Origin of the sequence: Labilibaculum manganireducens (assembly GCF_963665805.2) — a bacterium.
Lineage (GTDB): Bacteria > Bacteroidota > Bacteroidia > Bacteroidales > Marinifilaceae > Labilibaculum > Labilibaculum manganireducens.
The window spans coordinates 1380379-1401165 of the sequence record NZ_CAXXEE010000003.1; the positions used below are offsets into that span (position 1 = coordinate 1380379).

The window sequence follows — 20787 nt, forward strand, 5'->3', positions numbered from 1 at the left end:
TTGCATTTTTAAATTACGGAAATACTAAAATAGAATCAAATTTAATTGCAAATGAGTGGCTTGCATAGATTGTGATGAGTGACTGTTTTTTGCAGTTTAGTTTTTTGTATTCTTAAAGTCTTTTTGCAGCTTTGCTCTATCAAAAGAAATAAACATGGATGAAATAAAAGTGATTGCATTTGATGCAGACGATACCCTTTGGGTGAATGAACCCTATTTCAGAGAATCTGAAATGGAGTTTTGTAATCTGATGAAAAATGGAATGAGCCTTGAGGAGGTTACCGAAAAATTATTTACAACGGAGATTGGCAATATTCCTTTGTATGGATATGGAACAAAGGCTTTTATTCTATCAATGATAGAAACAAGTTTGAAAATCACCAAAGGAAATATTAGTTCCGAAAAAATTCAGTCAATTATTGAATTGGGAAAACGGCAGATGAACAAGTCGATTGAATTAATTGATGGTGTTGTTGACGTACTGGAAAGTCTGCAGGGAAAATACCGATTGATTGTTGCTACCAAAGGCGATTTGCTCGATCAGGAAAGGAAATTGAAAAAATCAGGATTGCTAAAGTATTTTCATCATATCGAGGTGATGAGTGATAAAAGGGAAGATGACTATAAAAAGTTGATTCAACATCTTGATATTCCTGCAAGTGAGTTTTTAATGGTTGGGAATTCCTTAAAATCGGATATTCTTCCGGTACTTAATTTGGGTGGAAAAGCAGTTCATGTTCCATTTCATACAACCTGGGAGCATGAATTGGTGAGCGACGAAGAAATACAAACAGTAGGAATAACCGGAATTCAAAACATCAGGGAATTACTTCAGCTGGTATAAGTCTACTGTATTCTGGTTATTGATAAAATATCGATTCGTTCAACCAGCATTTGTTCATCATCTTTTTGTTGTTGAATTAATTTGACAACGTCCATTCCTTTGATCACTTTGCCAAATGCGGCAAAACCTTGTCCGTCCGGATTACGCATTCCTTCAAAATCTAAATTGGGTTGATCGCCGATACAAATAAAAAATTCTGTTGAGGCCGACCCCGGCTGATTTCTTGCCATGGAAATAACACCATCGGTATGTAAAATACCGGTTTCCTTTGTTGTTTCATGTGCAATTGCCGGCTTCTGATCTACAATAGAATCAAAGAACAATCCGCCTTGAATAACTTCAATTTTAATGTCATTATTAGGTTGGTTATCCATTCTGACCACACGGTAAACGCAAGCATCCTTAAAGACATTGTTGTTCACATTTTCCAAAAAGTAATTGGCAGTAATGGGTGCTTTATCTTTGAAAATTTCCAATTCGATTGTTCCTAGCGTCGTGGTAATTTCAACTTTAGGATTTTGAGCGCTCGCAAAGTCTGCAAGTGTTATAACAGATACAAGAAGAAGATAAATGTGTTTCATGATTCGCGTTTTTCTCATTTCAATATCTCAATTGAATAATCTGTTTAGATCAACCCTCTGGACTTAAATTCAAGATATTTGTTGAGTGTGTTAATTGTTAGATCTTTAGGATTGCTCAATATCGCATGAATTCCATATTTTTCCAATTCTTTTACGATTAATTTTTTGTCGTAAAACTATTTTATGACAATATAACGAGACATTCTAAAAAAAAACAAAGAGGCAGAAAAATTAAATTTCTGCCTCTTTGTGTATTTCTTAGTTTTTTCAGATTATACTCTTGTTTACTATAGTTGATAAACTAACGTTGACGTCAAATATTCTTTTGTAAAAAAAAGTTTATTAATTAGTATCGATTATAGAATCGTCTTAACTCTGCGGTAAGATCGGTGAAAATAGGCTTTGTAAACTCTACAAATAAATCCTGATGAGCAGGAGGGAGAATTGGCTCGCTATGGCAAATATTCAATTCTTCTTTTGTTAAAGCTCTTTCGTCACCATTGTAATTTCCCCATTGGTAAAACCAGTTAAATTGACCACCAAATTGTTTGTTATTTACTTCCTTTTGGTTTTCGAATTCAATAATATGAAGAGAAAGCATTCCTTTCGAAATCACCTCACGTTTGTGAATATGCAATTTAGCTTTCACAATATTGTATACTTTAATTGTTTCGCCATTTTTTAGTTTGGTCGATCCAACTTCAACACTATCAGCGCTTACAACTTGCTTTTCTATATCTGTATCGTGAGTTTCGCCAACTACGAAATCTTCGAAACGCATTCCAATAATCTGATCAGGATATTCCAGTTTCTCTAACTCAGCTTGTTTGGGTGTGTAGAATCGTACAAATCTTCGTTTGATATTGTTGAAGATAAACTGTGTTACCTGATCTTGAAAAAACTCAGCACTCAATTGATATTTTGTGGAGTTCACAGGCACATGATCGATAATCACTTTTAAGGTTGCCATTTCCTCTGCTTCAGCCATTTTATCAGCAACATCTTTGTAGTTGGGAACAAAATTATTGGCTTTTTCGAAATGCGTAAATGCAGTTACCGCATCTTGACGGGTTCCTTTTGCAAGTTCCATTGCGCCTGCTTCATAACATTCAGGCGCTGCATTTTGCCTGGCCATGTATTCTTCTGTCTGGTATTGCTTTGGATTAGGAATAACGCGCAATGCACCCGGGCATCTTCTAATTTCATCAGTCATTCTATTCAAAGTCTGGTAATGTCCAACGGTTTTTGAATACTTAAACGGATCATTCGAAGATAAAAGCGTACTGATTTCCTGCTGATACCAGTTCACTGCCAAAGGATAACTTTCTCTTAAAGTTAATTGAGCCTTTGCTTTATCAGGATTTGATCGTAACCGGTCTACCGATTTAATAACAGCAGAGTAATAATCTCCATTTTGAAGAGCTTTATTTCCGGTGCTGCAGGCTGCAGAAATAAATAGAAGAGCAATAAGTGTGAAGCGTATCATTTTATTCATAGATGTAGGATGTTAGTTTTGATGCAAATTTAATTTTAAAATTGAGAATACGCCGGTAAATTGATAAGGTTCTTTTTTTTTCGGTTTTATTTAGCCCATACAGCAACGGGTTTGCACGAATAGGTTTTTTGCTAAACAAATAGCATACCATTATTTCTGCAGCAGGTTAACTTCGAATCAGATTCATCTGCAAAATAGAATAACAACTTGCAAAAAAGCAGTAGCCCACAAGGTCACCTTTGTGGACTACTGAGAATGTTATTAATTTGGTACAATAATCTGTAACGCTTATTGTAGGATGAGATAATTATTAATTAAGAATGATTTTAAGTATTGGTCTTTTATCAACAAACTCATTTTCTGTTGAAGCAAAAAAGCTTGATTTGTATATTGTTTCGACAACCTGCGATATTTTAATTCCAAAACTACCATCGGAGTTATTTATCATGGCTTGAATTAATGGAGTAATGTCAATATCGGGTTTGTCAATTTTTCCGTTTTCATCTGAAGGTATAATTATTGCTCCGTTCGAAATTGTAGATGGTTGGTTGTTCCAGGTAACTGTAGTTTCGTCCCAGACTTGGTCTACTAATTCAATTTTTAAATCATTTTGGCCACCATAATATTCTTCAAGAGAAGCGATATGATTGTCGGCATAGAATAATGAGAGTTTAGCACTTTTTATCTGTTGTCCTTCAGGAATCTCGCTCAAATCAAATCCCATAAGAAACCTGCAGCTTACCGGATCTCCAGTAAAAGTCCATGTAAAAGCTTGAATAAAAGTTCCATTTTCGTTATTGTCGGGATAGTAACTTGTAAGAGTGGCATCAGTTATTTTGTTGTAATCAAGAGTAAATTCCTTTATCTCTTCGAGATAGATATTCAGAGGCGTTGTTTCATATTGTTTTAATTGTTCCGCCGTATAGGTTTCACTAAACGTTTTATAGCCTGATTTCTCTACTTTTATGCTGTAATTTTGCAGTCCATCATTTATTGTTAACACATTTAATGCTCCGTTTATTTCTTTATTGAGACATTCTTTGTTATTCGCTGTTAATGTAATGTTGGCATTGGTCGCAATTGCAGTTTGGTTGTCATCGAGTGTGTAAATGCCCATTGCAAAATCGAATGTTTTAATGTATCTGAATCCAAACTCAACATAACCAAAGTCAGATGGTTCAAAATTATCAATACGTAATACTTCGGGAGTAACCGTAGTTGTTTCGTTTAAGTTAACCGAAAAGTTAATGGCAAGAGGGTCATTAACCAAATTGGCTAAATCAGAGCCGTCTTTGGGCGTCGCATAGGCTACATTGCCATTGATATCGAGTAGTAAAAACTCTGTTAGTGTGTAGTGTCCAACTTCCAGCAATAATTTATTTGTAATAAAATTGCCGTTAAAACTAATTAGTTCAATTTGTTCCAGTTCGTAAACTAAGTTGCCATTGTCATCAGCAATAGAAACTAAAGCAGACTTTACATTGGTAACTTCGGTAGTTTTTAGCTTGTTTCCAACTGCAGACTTTGTGCTGTTTTCGCTAACTGTCATTTTAAATTCAACCGGGCTTAGAGTTTTGTTGTCTTCAATACTATCTTTATTGCAAGCTGTAAATGCAACTAGTATTAAAAAGATACCTGTAAGAAAATTTTTCGTATTCATAATTTAAATTTTTAATATTTACACTCATATAACAATCAATACCTGTTGTTCCCTAGTGAAATATTAGAAATAATTTATAACACCAACAGTCATGTTTAGGTAAATGGGATTCCTGTTAATGATTTTGTTGTTGGCATTCAATGAAGTACGAGTTCGCCCGCCAGCCATAAAATAGTAGTGTAAATTGTTAGAAAAAAACTTTAGCCCCGTACTTATTCCTACTGATATATCTAGTTTATTAACTGCTTTTGGATTATATGCGGAAAATGGTGAGGTGTAATTTTCTTTCAAAGTGATAGCATAAGTTACGCCCAAAGAGCCAAATACACTCCATTTTGCGTTAATAGGAATTGAGTAATCAATATCGAATGGTATCTCAAGATACGAGGATTTATATTTTTGCCTAAATACAGCCACAGAATCGGTTACAATGGTTTGTGTAATAGGAATAGTGTCGGTGTGTATTATAATTCCCTCAGAACTTTTTTCCTGCCATGTAATTCCTTCCAAATGTGTTTGTCTGGAAAATATTTTGCGGGTTTTCTTTATTGAAAATCTTTCAATGAATTGGGTATACAACAGACCGGTTTTGAATGAAAAACGTTTGATGGTATATCCAAGTTTTATTCCGCCGCCGATCCCATAACTGGCCACACTATTGTTTAATATTTGAACCTCTTCGGTACTGAGTGTATCACCTTTGCTAAAACCAGGTGAAATGCCTAATTCTTTTTTTATCTGAATGGAATAAAAGTATTTGTTTGCTGAGGGTTTATCTGTTGAAGTGTTTTGTTCTGCAATGTTAAGACATGAAAGCCTGAGACTATCGGAAGAGCAATTTTGGTTAACTGCTAATTTTGCGGAAATTAGAAAAATGCGCACCTCGTCTACTATAGAGTCAGTTGCAAGAGGTGTTGCTTTTAAAGTATCTGTTATTATATTTTTGTTGATATCAAGAGTAGGTTTGTTCGCAGTATCCAAAAGAGGACTACGATCACAAATATTTTTCTCTGATTGAATGATATTTTTCGAAATTGCTACATGCTTATTGGCGGATAGCTGACTTGTTTCGGGTTTTATTAAAACTTGAATGGATTTTGCAACAGGGGCAGTAACTTTAAAAAAAACCACTTGATTGTCAATTACTTTATAATTGTTGCCAGACTCCTTACAAATTTTTTGTAAAAGAGTGTTGATGTCAGCATCTTTAACATCAATACTCACTTTTTGAGCGTTTTTCATTATGGAAGTGTTGTAGACAAAAGAAACACCACTTTGTGTTTCAATAGCTTTTATTACTTCTATCAATGAGGTTTCGTTAAGTTGCAGGCTGATATTTTTATTTTCTAAATTTGTTTGGGCGAAAGTGAAGGAATGAAAAAAAAGGAAAAACACCAGGCATGAATTTCGGGTAATTAGCAAATTGTAAATTTTTAATGTGAGATTTCAGGTTGAATATAATTTGGTGGAGGTATTATTTCTGCAGGTTTGTATTAACATCCGTCTCCTTTTAAAGTGAGGGTACCGTTATTTATTAGCTCTAAATTAAATGATAAACAAATTATTTTAAGAACTGATTCCAGACTTGATTTTTCGAAATTTGCACTAAGTCTGCAGTTTTTGATGTTTTTAACATCAAGCTGAATATGTACCTTGTAATGATTATTGATGTCATTAATAACCTGCTGTAATGGGCAATCGTCAAAAGCCAATGTTTGGGTCAACCAGGAATTGATATTGGAATTCTTTTCGGCATGAGATTTATGAAGTGTTTTATTAGTTTTGCTGTAGACAATCATGTCACCGGGATTTAGTATATCCAATTTGCCTTTCTTATCATAAACTTTCACCTGCCCGGATGTTACATAAACGTTAATTTGTTTGCTGTTTATGTAATTGCTGACGCTAAATGAAGTTCCGGTCACTTCTACGAAAAGCCCGCTGCAATCTACAATAAACGGAAGGTGGGTATTTTTTTTAACTGAAAAGAATGCTTCACCATTAAGCTGTACAGTGCGATTTTTGATGCCGTATTTATTTGAGTACTGCAAAGAACTATTTTTATTTAAAGTTACAATTGAGCTGTCGGGCATTAGTTTTTCAGAAAGGATACTGTTTGTTGAAGAAAGTAATATCTGTTTTGGTTTATCCTGAATCAAAAAGGTAATAATAGCTCCAAGTACAATTATCCCTGCAATTTTTAGAACTCTTCTTAATTGCATTGCAGGCTTTGGTTTAACTGTATTTTCTTCTTTAATATTTGCTTTCGAATAAATTTGTTTAAGCGCTTTTTCTTCATCAATGCTTTCGTAAAAAAGAAGGGCATCAACGGTTTTTACTGTTTGCTGCATACCGAGAAATACTTCTTTAAATTGATCGTCGGTTTGCAGCAGATTAATTACCTTCTGTCTCTCGGCTTCTGAAGCATGGTTGCTTAAAAAGCGGGAAATAAGAAGTTCGTTTTCTGTATGTTTTGTATTACCTGACATTTTAAGAAGAGATTTATATAGTTATAACAATGCAAGTTGCTGATACCATAGTGAAAAGCATAAAAAAAAGTAAAAAAAGAGTTGAATTCAAATCCTCCCGTAATAATTTTAAGGCTTTACATATATGATATTCAACACCTTTAATGCTTATGTTGAGCCTGTCTGCTATATCTTGGTAAGAGAGTTCGAGTTTACGGCTCATAATGAAAACACGTCGCGTTTTGTCGGGTAGTTTTTTTATGGCCTTCCTTATTTCTTTTCTTATCTCATTTTGGTTGATCTCTATCCCATGGCAGTTGCTAAGGCTTTTCAGGTTTTGTATACTATTTTCGTCGTAAGTATCATACTTTTGTTTTTTCAGAAAATTGAGTGATTCGTTTAGTACAGCACGGTACAAGTAGCTGCCAATATTATCAGAAAGGTTAAGCTTTTCGCGTTTTTCCCAAATTTTAACAAACACGTCCTGTACTATTTCTTCTGCAATATCATTACGGTTAGTAATTTTAAAAGCGTGAAAACATAGTTTTTTATAATACTCCAGGTATAAGCTCTTGAAGGTGGCAATATCGCCTTGCTTAATTTTATAGACAGAGGAGAGGTTCGTATTCATATATTATCATAAAAGTTTTGCAATATAAGTTAAATATGGGAAATTGAAAAATCAAAAAAATTATAATTTCAGTTTCATATGACGTCATATTGGCTGTCTGTTTACATGAAAATTTTTCCGTGTAAATTGCAAATAAGCTATCTAACATGGAGAATAAGCAGAAGTAATTGATCATTTCTGTATCCGACAACGGAGTTGGAATGAGGATATGGATAAATTGTTTTGGCTTGAACATAGCCATTCAACATGGAAAACGAGTAATGAGAAGGGGACCGGGTTTGGATTGTTACTTAGAAGTTTATTGAGATGCACGGATGTGAAGTACAAGCTGAGTGCAATCAAGAGAAAAGTTGTACGTTTAATTTTATGATATCACTTAATTGATAATTACCAGCAAGCCAAATAAATGGCTTACTGGTCAGTTTTATAAACACTTCAGCAGTTGTCAAAGCACTAGTCAATCGGCAATGAAAAATAAAACATAGAACCTTTTCCCTGATTACTTTCTACATTTATCTGGCCTTTGTGACCTTCTACAATTTTCTTAACAATGGCAAGTCCTAACCCATGGCTTGCTTCACCACCTGTAGGTTTAGTGCTGGTCTTTTGAAACATCGTAAAAACATTTTCAAGTTCTTCTTTAGGAATACCTTGTCCTTGATCAATAATTTGGGTGATTATCTGATCGTCTTTTTTTAATACTTTGATTTTTATCTTAGAATCAGGATAGGAATACTTGATTGCATTTCCAATAATATTATTTAAAACTTGTATAATTTGCCCTTCGTCAACAGACAATAATTGGTGTTCAATTTCAGACTCAACAGTAATTGAGATATTTTTCTTTTGAGCAAAAAAGCTATTGGTTTTAATGTTCCGATGAATCAAAGCTATATAATCAATTTCTTTTCGTTTCAGATCCAACTTACCCGATTCAATTTTTGAAATGTCCAGTAGATCGTTTAGTAAATACAGTAAATTTGAACTCTCCGTATGAATTAGTGAAGCAAAATCTTTATGCTCTTCATTTTTCATTTCATCTTCCAATAATTCCGAAAAGCCTTGTATTACACCAAGCGGACTTCGTAAGTCATGGGCTACGATACCAATAATTTCGTTTTTTTGTTCATTAAGAACTTTCAACTTAAGACTCTTTTCTTCCATTTGTTCAATTAAAACATTGATGAAAAAAATCAGGCGGGAAAGAATTCGGTTGTGTTGATTTGTATATGGATCTATGAGGGTATGCTTTTTTAATGTGTCATTGGAGGATTCGGCTTTTGTTATTGGTTCTCCTTCTCGAAATCCAACAGTCACCATTGAAGAATTAAGTAAGGCATGAAATGAGTTATTCGAAAAAAATTCACCAAATGTGTAAAAACCAGCAGTTGGGGCGATAGCATTAAAAGGCAATGTTTCAAAGTCAACTTCATCCTGCATTAAAAATCTTCTGCAAATACAAGTGTATATAAAGATAGCTTCAGGTTTAAAATTACACATTTGGTGTTGCAATACAGCTGATTCTTCTTTAATAGTTTGAGGATTGCCGTATCCAATACGAAATTTTTCACCTGCCTTTACATCTGCTACCATTTGTATGGACTGATCATCTTCATTCACAAAAAATGGAGTTCGGGCAATTTCGTGATTATTCCGGGTTATTATAAAAGGAAATTCTAGGCTGTTTTGAAAGAAATTGCTGTCGGCTTTAATTCCTAAATATTTTTCATAAACCGAAAACGCAGGCATATTATCAATGGTTTTAACCGCCACATCACCTACATCGGTTATTGTCATTTCTTTGCTCAGAGGTTGCCAACCAAGACAGGTTGACAATTCAATTTGTAAATTGTTCCCTGAAAAACAAACTGCAACAACGCCTTCTTTATAGCATTGTTCCCCATCGAAAACCAATGTTTCGCGCTCATTTGCATAATCACCGGCTCCACCGCCAAAAATTGGAAAATCGAGACTTGAAGTTGCCAGAGTGTTAAATATTTTCCCAGAATCGTTGGCGATAGGTGTGGAAAGTAATAGCATTCCCTTAATTTTATCATCCAGCAGTTTTGTGTTTCTAAGCAGTGCATTGCCAACCTTCTCTTCCTCTCCTAATTGGCAGCTGTAAGAAAATAAATTTAGCTTTGCGCTTTCGAAAAAGGAAAACAAGACAGCTGTTGAATTTGTGAAAATTCTACCTTCTGTAATTTCTCCCACTGATGTAGCTCCGGTAATTACAGCGTCAGGGTAAACTTCTTTAATTGTTTCACCTATTGTCAAATACCAGTCTGATTTATTATGAGCTGAAAATACTTGCACCAGAAGAGATTGATATGTTGTAGAATGGCTTATCTCATTAGATTGTAATATCTTTTTAAGATCACTAATATCTGATATTTTGAAATTGTGTTGATGCATGTTTTTGCTTTTTATGTGAAAAACGTATACAAGTTACCTCTTAAAAATTTAATAATTTCGATAGCTAAGCTGGAACATATCAAAAGATAATGGTTAAATTTTTTGTATCAAACTTTTTCAATAATTGAGATTGGTTCTTTACAGATTTATGGATGGTTTCTTTTATGATAGCAAAAGGAGTGGAGGGATTCGATCTCTTCACGAAAGAAACATTTATCAAAATCATTAAATGTAAATTTTATTGATGGTAAAAACCAATATAAATGTATTCTTTATGTGATAGTGATTGTATTTACCAACATAAATTGTTTGTGTTTGAATTGTTTTTTATATATTTATGCGAGATAATGCCAACATTAAATACATATAAAAACATTAGTGATGGAAAATACCAACAATAATTGGGTTTCGATGAGTGATAAGGCAATTATTTCTACAATTGGCAGGTATGTAAAAGAGCAACGTTTGCTTCAAAATAAAACACAGGCAAAAATTGCTGAAGCGGCTGGAGTTAATCGCTGGACCGTGAGTCAACTGGAGAAAGGGGAAGCTGTTTCATTGATTTCATTACTCCAAATTCTGCGGGCTCTTGACTTACTGCATGTACTCGACAATTTTAAGCTTGAAACTAAGTTAAGTCCATTGGAACTGGCTAAGTTGGATAAGCAAAAAAGACAAAGAGCCAGAGGCAAGGATGATAACAAGCAAAATGAAAGCGAATGGTAGAAATAAGAACGGCATATGTAAAAATTTGGGGACAGACTGTTGGGGCTGTAGCCTGGGATGAGAATCAGGGGCTGGCCAGTTTCGAATATGAACCTAAATTTAAATCGAAAGGAATTGATTTAGCACCAGTCAAAATGCCGGTTCAATCCAGTCAACGCATATTTTCATTTCCTGAACTCAGGCCTTCAAAAAACAGCGAACACGATACATTTAAAGGTTTACCTGGTTTATTGGCCGATGTGTTACCCGATAAATATGGAAATCAGCTGATTAATGTTTGGTTGGCACAAAATGGTCGCCCGGCTAACAGTATGAATCCAATAGAACAACTCTGTTTTATTGGAACAAGAGGAATGGGAGCGCTGGAATTTGAACCCACACAACTCAACTCTAATAAAAACTCTTTTCAGGTTGAGATCAATGGTTTGGTTGATATTGCACAAAAAATGCTCGGAAAGCGGGAAGATTTTGAAGCCAATTTGAGTGAAGATGAACAGCAGGCAATGATGGAGATCCTAAAAATTGGAACATCAGCTGGTGGAGCAAGACCCAAAGCCATTATTGCCTACAACAAAAAAACGGGTCAGGTTCGCTCCGGACAAGCGAATGCTCCCAAAGGTTTTGAGCATTGGTTAATAAAGCTCGATGGTGTAAGTGATGCTCAATTTGGAAAAACCATTGGTTATGGAAGAATCGAAATGGCCTATTACAACATGGCAAGGGACTGTGGAATAGAGATGATGGAATCTGACTTATTGGAAGAAAATGGCAGGGCACACTTCATGACCAAACGATTCGATCGGGAAAATGGTTCTCAAAAACACCACATTCAAACTTTCTGTGCAATGCAGCATTACGATTTTAATGAGGTAGGAAGTTTTAGTTATGAGCAATTGTTTCAGACCATGAGAACACTGCGCTTGCCATATCCTCAAGCAGAACAGATGTATCGAAGAATGGTATTTAATGTGATTGCACGAAATTGTGATGATCATACCAAGAATTTTGCTTTTAGATTGAAAAAAGGAGAAAGTTGGGAGCTGGCACCCGCATACGATATTTGCCATGCCTACAGGCCCGACAGTATTTGGGTGAGTCAGCATGCCTTAAGTATTAATGGCAAAAGGAAAGATATTACGAGAGAAGATTTAGTCAGCTTTGCAAAAGCAATGAATATTAAAAAAGCAGAAAAAATTATTGCTGAAATAAACAGTAAAGTGCAAAATTGGAATAATTATGCCGATGAAGTAAGTGTTGATTTTAAACTTCGGGATGCAATTAAAGGAACACTATTGAATTTTGAGAATTAGAAACCACTTAAAATGCTTACCGATATTAAACCAAATAAGAAAAAATGAAAAATTTACTGCTGTCAATTGTATTCATAGTTTATGGATGCATGGTATTTGGCCAGAAAACCACATATGAATTAAAAACAGACATTAATTACTACAGCGATTCCATAAATTCGGGTGATGCTTACATAAAAGAGCGTTGTGTTTTAGACATTTACTATCCGGTAAATGTAAAAGATTTTGCGATTGTAGTCTGGTTTCACGGAGGAGGGTTAAAGGCTGGTAATAAGGAGTTTCCTGCAGTATTAAAAGAGAAAGGCGTTTGTATTGTTGCGGTTAATTACCGTTTATATCCAAAAGTAAATGCGCCAAAATACATCGAAGATGCGGCGGCATCGGTAGCGTGGGTTTTCAAAAATATAAACAGTTTTGGCGGGGATTCAAACCTGATTTTTGTTTCGGGACATTCTGCCGGTGGATATCTTACCAGTATGATTGGTTTGGATAAGAGGTGGCTGAAACCCTATGGGATAGATGCGAATCAAATTGCAGGTCTGATTCCATTTAGCGGTCAGGCCATTACCCATTTTACGGTTCGTGAAGAACGGGGAATAGCAGGAACGCAACCAGTTGTTGATGATTTGGCACCACTTTTTCATGTAAGACCGGATGCTCCGCCTTTACTTCTAATTACCGGCGACCGGGAACTGGAATTATTGGGACGGTATGAAGAGAATGCATATTTAATGCGAATGATGAAGGTTGTTGGCCATAAAGAAACTAAACTTTATGAATTGAATGGTTATGGACACGGAATGACTGAACCAGCTTTCCCTTTGCTGTTAAATGAAGTGCAAAGAATTGTAGAAAAGAAAAAAGAAGAGGCTAAATGATGACATCAAACTTCGATTTTTCAATAGTAAAGGAGCATGTTTACGACAAATGTGCTTTCGAAATCACGAACTTTGTTTTGGAAAAGGAAAGCAAGGAATATAATGCCTGCGCATTCAAAATCAATAATTTTTTGGCGATAGCAAGAAAAGCAAAAATTACTCCTGCAAAAACAGGACAATTTGTTACCGTATGGAAAAGGGATACAAATGGGCTGACACAAGCTTTTAGTATCTCCGATGGAATCGATTTTTTCATCATAAACACTCGCTCAGGCAGCTATTTTGGACAATTTATTTTCCCTAAATCAGAATTGGTAAAACAAGGCATTATTGCAACTGACCGAAAGGATGGAAAAAGAGGATTCCGCGTTTATCCACCTTGGGATAAGGCAAATAGCAAGCAGGCAGAAAAAACACAAAAATGGCAGTTAAAATACTTTTTGTCCGTTGATATTGATCAGCCTGTTGATTTAGATCGGGCAAAATTTCTTTATTCTAAAACGGGGGAGTCAGAATTGAGGGAGACAAATCAAACCGTTAATGTTTGAATCGAAAACCCATTTAGAGAATCCAACTAAAAAAGCTTTACTTTTGGCATCTTAACAAAGAGTAGGATGGTGACGAAAAGAAAGATTGAATTATTAGCGCCGGGCGGAGATGTTGATTCCATAAAAGCAGCGATATTGGCCGGTGCAAATGCGGTGTATTGCGGACTGGATCAGTTCAATGCCCGGAATAGAGCTGTCAATATTGGTTTTCAAGATCTGCAGGGCATTTTGCATTTGGCTCACAGCCACAATTGTGAAGTTTTTCTTACACTCAATATCATTATCATAGAACGCGAAATTCCGGCTCTGATTAGTTTGCTGAACAAGTTGGTAAATACCAGTATTGATGGTGTAATTGTGCAGGATCTGGGAATGCTTTATCTGCTCAAAAAGTATTTTAAATCACTCAATGTTCATGCTTCTACTCAGTTGACCACTCATAACGAAGGGCAGATAAAATTCCTGAGCAAACTTTCTGCAACCCGGGTAAATTTATCCCGCGAGTTGAATATCCATGAAATAAAGCATCTGACATCCGCAGCGCATAAGAACAATGTTTTAACAGAGGTGTTTGTGCATGGTTCCAATTGCATCTCCTTTTCGGGACTCTGCTATATTAGTTCTGTTTTAAGTGGGAATTCGGGCAACCGCGGTCGTTGCAGTCAACCTTGCCGCGATCAGTACAAGACTACTGCAGCAGGCAAAGAATACCCGCTGAATTTAAAAGACAATTCGGCCTTTTTCGATCTGAAGGAATTGTACGATGTCGGTGTTGATTCCCTAAAAATTGAAGGAAGAATTAAAAAGTGCGATTATGTGTACACGGTGGTGGATGCCTGGAGAAAGCAACTCGATACTTTTTACTCACAAAGCAAAATTGGCACGGATGATAGCCTTTTGTACAAAGTTTTTAACCGCAGCTTTTCAAATACTTTGCTAAAAGGGGAGATCAGCAAAAGCATGTTCATCGATAATCCCCGCGATCATTCCATCAAGCATCTTTCCGAAATTAATTTGTACGCTTCCGCTGATGAGGCAGAAGTTGGGCAGTTAAAATTATATCAGGAAAAGGAAGAGATAAAAGCAATGGTTGAAGCTAAGATCAATCAGGTGAGTGCTGAAAAAGCGCCTTTACAAATTTATCTTTCCGGAGAATGTGGCTCTCCATTAAAAGTTTCTGTAAAAACACCGGAGGCAGGCTTTGATATATTTTCGGAAAGCAATCTGTTCAACAAGGGCACAGAGGTGTTGACTGAGGCTATGGTTTTAAAGCGATTCAAAGCTTTTAACGACACCGAATATTTTATAGAGGAGTTGAATTTGGAAGGCATAAAGGCTGAGGTTTATATTTCTTTTAAAGAGCTTACTTCACTTAAGAAAAAAATCCTGTTCATTTTAAATGGATCGAAAGAAACTGTTGTTCCGGTTACTCTTCCTGCCATAAAGAATCCTGAAAAGGAGATTGATAAACCGAGGCTTTCAGTATTGATTTCTTCTGAAAAAGATGAGTTTCTTGTTAATGAAACCAAAGCCGACATCTATTTTCAGCTGCCCAATAGTTTTAAGGGCCAATGTTCTCACTTTGTAGATTTCTTTGCAAAGAACAAAAATTTGATTCCTTACTTTCCTTCGGTGATTATTGGGGAAGATTATACTGCGGCGGTCGAATTTCTGAAACAGCTAAAACCAAAATTGATTGTCACCAATAACACCGGCATAGCTTACGAAGCTTATCAGTTGGGAATAGATTGGATTGCAGGTTCGCAAATTAATATTGCGAATTCGTATGGCCTGCTGGCTTTAAAAGAGGAATTGAATTGCTCCGGGGCGTTTATCTCGAATGAGTTGAACCAAAATCAGATTAAAAACATAAAAAAGCCGGTAAATTTTAAAATTCACTACAGCATTTATCATCACATTGTACTAATGATCAGCAGACAATGTTTGTTTCATCAGGTAACTGGTTGTGAGAAAAACCGGGTGGATGATACATGCATTCAGCAATGCGGGAAATCATCATCCATCACCAATCTGAAAAACGATTCGTTTTTAATTGAAAAATCAGAAGGAAACTATCATACCATCTACAATCAGAACAATTTCCTGAATACAGACATTCTAAATGAATTGCCAGCTGTTTTTTCTTCTTTACTGATTGATTTACGAGATGTAAAAACCGAGAGCAAGCTATTGATATCGAAATCAGAAGTCATTCAGCTTTTTGAAAATCTGCTTGACGGAAAAGCAGATTCTGAAACGAAAGTGAAGGAAGTGATTCAATATACCACCAACCGACAATACAAAAAGGGAATTTAGTTGTATCCTTAAAAGGAAAGAGCAATCTTTGCACAATCAAAAAAACATAGCCTTAATCCGATATCCGCAGATAGAAATAATGGAAGAGAGTCAAAAACCACAGCATAAAGTAAAGCCTAGATTTCAACCCAGAGGTTGTGCCATTCTTCACGAAGATCAGGATATAATTGTTGTTGAGAAAGTGAGTGGTTTGCTAACCATGGGAAGTGATCGTGAGCGCACGAAAACAGCTTATCAGCATGTAACGCATTACGTAAAAAAAGGAAATCCGCGATCGAAAAACAGAATTTTTATTGTGCATCGTCTGGATAAGGATACTTCAGGCGTATTGGTATTTGCCAAAACAGAAGCGGCAAAAATATTTCTGCAAACCGAGTGGCAAAGTTTCAGTAAAACATACATTGCTGTTGTTGAAGGAAAGCTGGACAAAAAGGAGGGCATTATAGAATCGTACCTGACCGAGAACAGCATTCACAGGGTTTTTTCTGTTAAAAATCCGAACAAAGGGAAGTATGCAAAAACCGGTTATAAGGTCATCAGGGAATCGAAATACTTTAGTATGCTCGAAATAAACTTGTTTACCGGCCGTAAAAATCAGATTCGCGTTCATTTCTCCGAACATGGACATCCGGTGGCGGGCGACAAAGTTTATGGAATAAAAGGAAAGGGAGTGAAGCGCTTGGCTCTTCATTCGGCATCGCTTACCATACAACATCCTTTTACTAAAAAAGAGATGACATTTGAAACAAATACTCCGGGTTTCTTTAAACAACTTATGAAATAAACAGGAAATAAAAAGGGTGAAGGGTAAAACAGTCCGGAATGCCTTTACAATCTTTTCGGGACTGTCCGCCCGATTTGCGGAATGTCTGCCCAAAATAGGACAGTCTCAGCCCGATTCGGAAATCTTTCACCACATTTATTTTTTCGCCATTCTCCTTTTCCCATCATGCATCTCTGTTTTGGGCTTGTAACAATTTCTTAACAATAAAGCTGTGTTTTTTTATTATTTCATAAAATAGGTTAGGCTATAAGTTAACAGGCGCAGTATATATTTATTGTATAAATTAATCTGTTATTTATGCCTAAAAGCAAACGCGAAGTAGATGTTTTGGTTCTTTCTGATATTCATTTGGGAACCATGGGATGTCGGGCCGAAGAACTGTTGAAGTACCTAAGTTCGATTCAGCCTAAGAAAGTAATTTTGAATGGAGACATTGTTGATATCTGGCAGTTTAGCAAACGATTCTGGCCAAAATCACACATGCGCATCATCAAGCATTTTACCTCTTTTTTATCCAAAGGGATTCCTGTTTATTACGTTACCGGAAATCATGATGAATTGCTTCGGAAATTTGAAGGTTTTACCTTGGGAGGTTTAAGTATCGTGAATAAAATCGTTTTGAATCTCGATGGAAAAAAGGCGTGGATATTTCATGGCGATGTTTTCGATGTTACCATGCAGTATGCCAAATGGCTGACCAAGTTAGGATCTATTGGTTATGATCTGCTGATTCTGATTAATTCGGCTGTTAACTTTTTTGCTAAAATGTTGGGCAAGGAGAAGGTGTCTCTATCTAAGAAGATCAAGAACAGCGTGAAGTCGGCTGTGAAATACATTAATAATTTCGAGGAAATTGCCGGAGATATTGCCATAACAAAAGGCTACGATTATGTAGTTTGCGGGCACATTCATCACCCTGAAATGAAGGAAATAAGTAATAAAGAAGGGGCAACAATGTATCTTAATTCAGGAGATTGGATTGAAAGTTTGAGTGCTCTGGAATATCACCAGGGGAAATGGAGTATTTATGAGTATAATGAAGATGAAAATGCCAGAGATGTAGTTCCTGATTTGGATAGTTACAAGCTGGATGATTACGATAAAATATTCAAGGAGATGCTCACTGAATTTACATCCAATAATAAGCTTATTGCATCCTAGTTCGTTATTACAAGCTTTCTCTTTTCTATATTATACTGAATCAATGAAAATACTATACGGAATTCAAGGTACCGGCAATGGACATTTAAGCCGGGCAATTGAATTAATACCTCATTTAAAAGAAGAGGCCGAAGTCGACATTTTAATTTCCGGTCTTCATCACGATTTGGAATTTAAACATCCAATCAAATATAAAAAGCAGGGACTGGGCTTCTTTTTTGGTAAAAGCGGAGGTGTTGATATTTGGAAAACCATTCGAAAATTTAATGTTTACCGTTTTATCCGGGATATAAAATCACTTCCGGTTGAAGAGTACGATTTGGTAATCAGCGATTTTGAACCGGTTACAGCATGGGCCTGCAAACTGAAAAAGGTATTCTGTTTAGGGCTTAGTCATCAGTCAGCAATGCTGAATAGCAGAACTCCTTTGCCCGGAAACATAGATGCATTCGGATTTAAAATCTTAAAATACTATGCTCCTTGCTCACAAAATTTAAGTTTTCATTTTAAAGAATACGGGCACAACATGTTTACACCGATAATACGAAGGGAAATCCGCAAATTGGAGGTGCAGAACAAGGGCTTTTATGTGGTGTATCTGCCGGCTTATTCCGATGAGAAAATAATCTCAGTGCTGTCGCAGTTTTCATCTACAAAGTGGTTGGTTTTCTCAAAACACAGCAAGCAGGCATATCAGAAAAATAATATAAGCGTAAGGGCGGTTAATTCAGAAGAATTTATTGAAGGATTAAAAGATTGTGAAGGTGTTCTTTGTGGTGCCGGTTTCGAAACACCTGCCGAAACCATGCATTTGGGCAAGAAGTTGGCGGTAATTCCAATGAAGAATCAATTCGAGCAGGTTTGTAATGCCTATGCATTGGAAGAATTAGGAGTTCCCGTTTTTTATGATTTGGAGGAATACAGTATTAAATTAATTGGGCATTGGTTAAAAGAAAAAGAAAAGTCTGTTCGTATAAATTACCCCGATAACGCACGAAATGTAATCAAACATCTAATGAATCATTTCACGGTAAATATTTAGGTTTTCTGTTCATATTAAGCATTTTATTTCTGTTTAATTGATAGAACAGAACTTTCAAATATATTGGTTTCATGGGCTTTTTATTGTATTTTTCCCGAATTAGGAACAATAAAAATTACCATATGTCCGAATTTATAAATAACAATCAGGCAAGAGTTAATTCGTTATATGACTTTTGCTTTCAGCTGATAAATGGAGCAAAAGGTACCGGATTAATCAAAAAGCATCAAACGGCTATCGACCAATTAACACCAAACGATATTGTTTTGGTAGTGCATCGTTTGGTTGAGGCAAAACTTCCGATGGAAGATCTTAAGATAGGGATCAATAAAGCACTCAACGTATTTCACAGGCAGATACATAATCATCCAAAGCCTGATGTGGACCCGACTCATTTTTTGGGCATTATGATGCAGGAAAATGCTGAGCTGGATACTCGCCTGAAGGAAATTAAACCATTGGCAAAAAGCATCAATACCATAAAAGATGAGGTGAAATTGGCTGATGAATTGTCTTTCCTGAAAACTAAGATAGAAGCCTTGGCTGAGATGGATAAGCATTACCAGCGCAAAGAAAATATTTTCTTTCCTTATTTCGAAAATCAGTTTCCCGATTACAAATGTTTGGGTGTAATGTGGTCCATTCACGATGATATCCGAAGAGTTCAAAAGCAATTGACTGCAGAGCTTACATCCAGCTTTATCAATCTGCAATTGATTAATAAATTGTTGGGTGATTTGTTCTTTTTCATGTATGCCATTATTTCAAGAGAGGAATATTTATTGTTTCCGGTGGCATTAAATGCCGTTTCGGAGGAATTGTGGGAGGAAATGAACGAACAAAGTCATGAAATTGGCTTCAGTTTTATCGAAGCTCCCAAACTGGTGAAAAAGGAAAAAAAACAAGAAACAAACAAGCGCGAAATGGCAGGAAATAAATTAGATATGGATCAATTGGGAGATGCAGTACTTAACTTTGAAACGGGACTAATGACTTTGAAACAAGCGATGATGTTGCTGAATCATTTGCCGGTTGATATTACCATGATTGATGAAAATGACCGGGTGTGTTTCTTTTCCAATCCGAAAGAACGCTTTTTCCCCCGCTCGAAAGCGATCATTGGAAGAACGGTACAGAATTGTCATCCACCCGAGAGCGTTCATGTGGTTGACGATTTGGTGAAAGCGTTTAAAAGTGGTGAAAAGGACAGCGAATCGTTTTGGATTCAGATGAAGGGGAGATTCGTTTTGATTCAGTATTTCGCTTTACGCGATGAGGATAATGCTTACAAAGGCTGTATTGAAGTCAGCCAGGATGTAACTGATATCCGCAGACTGGATGGCGAAAAACGCTTGATGGATTAAGAATAGTTACAAAGGATAGATGCCAAATATTAAATTCTCTGTGTTTCTCTGAGGTGTATTGTTTTCTGTTATTGATCAAAGAAGAACAAGTCCTGCTGGTGGATAAACTTTAAAAAGCCTGCAATTCATAAAGATTTGCAGGCTTTTCTCATATTTTGAAAGCAGGGTTTAGAGTCTGCTCATAAATTTCACAGGATCGATGATGTATCGAATATGAGATGCGTTTCCGATGTTTCCTCCCTCGTCAGAAGCTTCAATTTCGAAACTTAGTTTCTTGCCATCTACTTTTACCAATTTAGCGGTGCAGGTAATTAAAGCTCCAACTTTACTGGCTTTGCTGTGTTTGGTGTCAATTTGAATGCCGACACTATCGGTGCCTTTTTCCATTTCCGGATCAATACAGGCAACTGCCGTATTTTCCATGAAAGCCACCATGGCCGGTGTGGCAAACACTTCCAGTTTCCCGGAGCCATGATGTATTGCTGTATCTGTTTTGCTGACAGTCATTGTTTGTGTTACAGATAATCCTTCTTTTAATGCCATATAAATAATTGTTAATATCGT

General features: G+C 36.1%; 18 protein-coding genes. 10 read left to right on the forward strand and 8 right to left on the reverse strand.

Going from position 1 to position 20787, the window contains the following annotated elements; genetic code table 11:
• Nucleotides 1-154 precede the first annotated feature (154 nt).
• Nucleotides 155-844, forward strand: a complete 690-nt coding sequence (locus tag ACHZAX_RS05205) for an HAD family hydrolase (protein WP_320018292.1) — start codon at nucleotides 155-157, stop codon at nucleotides 842-844.
• A 2-nt stretch (nucleotides 845-846) separates the two neighbouring features.
• Here ACHZAX_RS05205 and ACHZAX_RS05210 read toward each other — a convergent pair whose 3' ends face one another.
• The 7 genes from ACHZAX_RS05210 to ACHZAX_RS05240 all read right to left on the reverse strand — a co-directional run bounded on the left by ACHZAX_RS05210 (nucleotide 847) and on the right by ACHZAX_RS05240 (nucleotide 10094).
• Nucleotides 847-1425, reverse strand: coding sequence for a peptidylprolyl isomerase (locus tag ACHZAX_RS05210; RefSeq protein WP_320018293.1), 579 nt, complete (start codon nucleotides 1423-1425; stop codon nucleotides 847-849).
• 346 nt (nucleotides 1426-1771) lie between these two features.
• Nucleotides 1772-2920 (reverse strand): hypothetical protein, encoded by a 1149-nt coding sequence (locus ACHZAX_RS05215; protein ID WP_320018294.1) that lies wholly within the window; start codon nucleotides 2918-2920, stop codon nucleotides 1772-1774.
• A 310-nt stretch (nucleotides 2921-3230) separates the two neighbouring features.
• Nucleotides 3231-4580 (reverse strand): DNRLRE domain-containing protein, encoded by a 1350-nt coding sequence (locus ACHZAX_RS05220; protein WP_320018295.1) that lies wholly within the window; start codon nucleotides 4578-4580, stop codon nucleotides 3231-3233.
• A gap of 63 nt (nucleotides 4581-4643) precedes the next feature.
• Entirely contained in the window at nucleotides 4644-5888 is a 1245-nt protein-coding gene (locus ACHZAX_RS05225; RefSeq protein ID WP_394698217.1) for an outer membrane beta-barrel protein, read from the reverse strand.
• A gap of 185 nt (nucleotides 5889-6073) precedes the next feature.
• Nucleotides 6074-7069 (reverse strand): FecR family protein, encoded by a 996-nt coding sequence (locus tag ACHZAX_RS05230; RefSeq protein WP_320018297.1) that lies wholly within the window; start codon nucleotides 7067-7069, stop codon nucleotides 6074-6076.
• Between the two features lie 13 nt (nucleotides 7070-7082).
• A complete protein-coding gene (locus ACHZAX_RS05235; RefSeq protein ID WP_320018298.1) occupies nucleotides 7083-7679 on the reverse strand; it encodes an RNA polymerase sigma-70 factor in 597 nt (198 codons plus the stop codon).
• 453 nt (nucleotides 7680-8132) lie between these two features.
• Nucleotides 8133-10094, reverse strand: a complete 1962-nt coding sequence (locus tag ACHZAX_RS05240; RefSeq protein ID WP_320018299.1) for an FIST N-terminal domain-containing protein — start codon at nucleotides 10092-10094, stop codon at nucleotides 8133-8135.
• 381 nt (nucleotides 10095-10475) lie between these two features.
• On the opposite strand from ACHZAX_RS05240, the gene ACHZAX_RS05245 reads away from it, so the two are divergent.
• The 9 genes from ACHZAX_RS05245 (at nucleotide 10476) to ACHZAX_RS05285 (ending at nucleotide 20223) form a co-directional block, all read left to right on the forward strand.
• A complete protein-coding gene (locus ACHZAX_RS05245; protein WP_101308469.1) occupies nucleotides 10476-10820 on the forward strand; it encodes a helix-turn-helix transcriptional regulator in 345 nt (114 codons plus the stop codon).
• The gene (locus ACHZAX_RS05250; protein ID WP_101308468.1) at nucleotides 10814-12130 is read left to right on the forward strand and encodes a type II toxin-antitoxin system HipA family toxin; all 1317 of its coding nucleotides are present in this window, start codon (nucleotides 10814-10816) and stop codon (nucleotides 12128-12130) included. The genes ACHZAX_RS05245 and ACHZAX_RS05250 overlap by 7 nt, the downstream gene beginning before the upstream one ends.
• A gap of 44 nt (nucleotides 12131-12174) precedes the next feature.
• On the forward strand, nucleotides 12175-13008 hold the full coding sequence (locus ACHZAX_RS05255; protein WP_320018300.1) for an alpha/beta hydrolase: 834 nt from the start codon (nucleotides 12175-12177) through the stop codon (nucleotides 13006-13008).
• Complete coding sequence (locus ACHZAX_RS05260) at nucleotides 13005-13556, forward strand: MepB family protein (protein ID WP_101308466.1); 552 nt, start codon at nucleotides 13005-13007, stop codon at nucleotides 13554-13556. Before ACHZAX_RS05255 ends, ACHZAX_RS05260 begins: the two co-directional genes overlap by 4 nt.
• Before the next feature lie 66 nt (nucleotides 13557-13622).
• A complete protein-coding gene (locus tag ACHZAX_RS05265; RefSeq protein WP_320018301.1) occupies nucleotides 13623-15872 on the forward strand; it encodes a U32 family peptidase in 2250 nt (749 codons plus the stop codon).
• A 28-nt stretch (nucleotides 15873-15900) separates the two neighbouring features.
• The gene (locus ACHZAX_RS05270) at nucleotides 15901-16656 is read left to right on the forward strand and encodes an RluA family pseudouridine synthase (RefSeq protein WP_218972995.1); all 756 of its coding nucleotides are present in this window, start codon (nucleotides 15901-15903) and stop codon (nucleotides 16654-16656) included.
• Between the two features lie 297 nt (nucleotides 16657-16953).
• Entirely contained in the window at nucleotides 16954-17817 is an 864-nt protein-coding gene (locus tag ACHZAX_RS05275; RefSeq protein ID WP_320018302.1) for a UDP-2,3-diacylglucosamine diphosphatase, read from the forward strand.
• A 43-nt stretch (nucleotides 17818-17860) separates the two neighbouring features.
• Nucleotides 17861-18859, forward strand: coding sequence for a glycosyltransferase family protein (locus tag ACHZAX_RS05280; protein WP_101308462.1), 999 nt, complete (start codon nucleotides 17861-17863; stop codon nucleotides 18857-18859).
• A gap of 122 nt (nucleotides 18860-18981) precedes the next feature.
• The gene (locus ACHZAX_RS05285; RefSeq protein ID WP_320018303.1) at nucleotides 18982-20223 is read left to right on the forward strand and encodes a DUF438 domain-containing protein; all 1242 of its coding nucleotides are present in this window, start codon (nucleotides 18982-18984) and stop codon (nucleotides 20221-20223) included.
• 168 nt (nucleotides 20224-20391) lie between these two features.
• On the opposite strand, the gene ACHZAX_RS05290 is transcribed toward ACHZAX_RS05285, so the two are convergent.
• Nucleotides 20392-20766: a thioesterase family protein gene (locus tag ACHZAX_RS05290; protein ID WP_101308460.1), complete on the reverse strand. Its 375-nt coding sequence runs from the start codon at nucleotides 20764-20766 to the stop codon at nucleotides 20392-20394.
• Nucleotides 20767-20787: the final 21 nt, after the last annotated feature.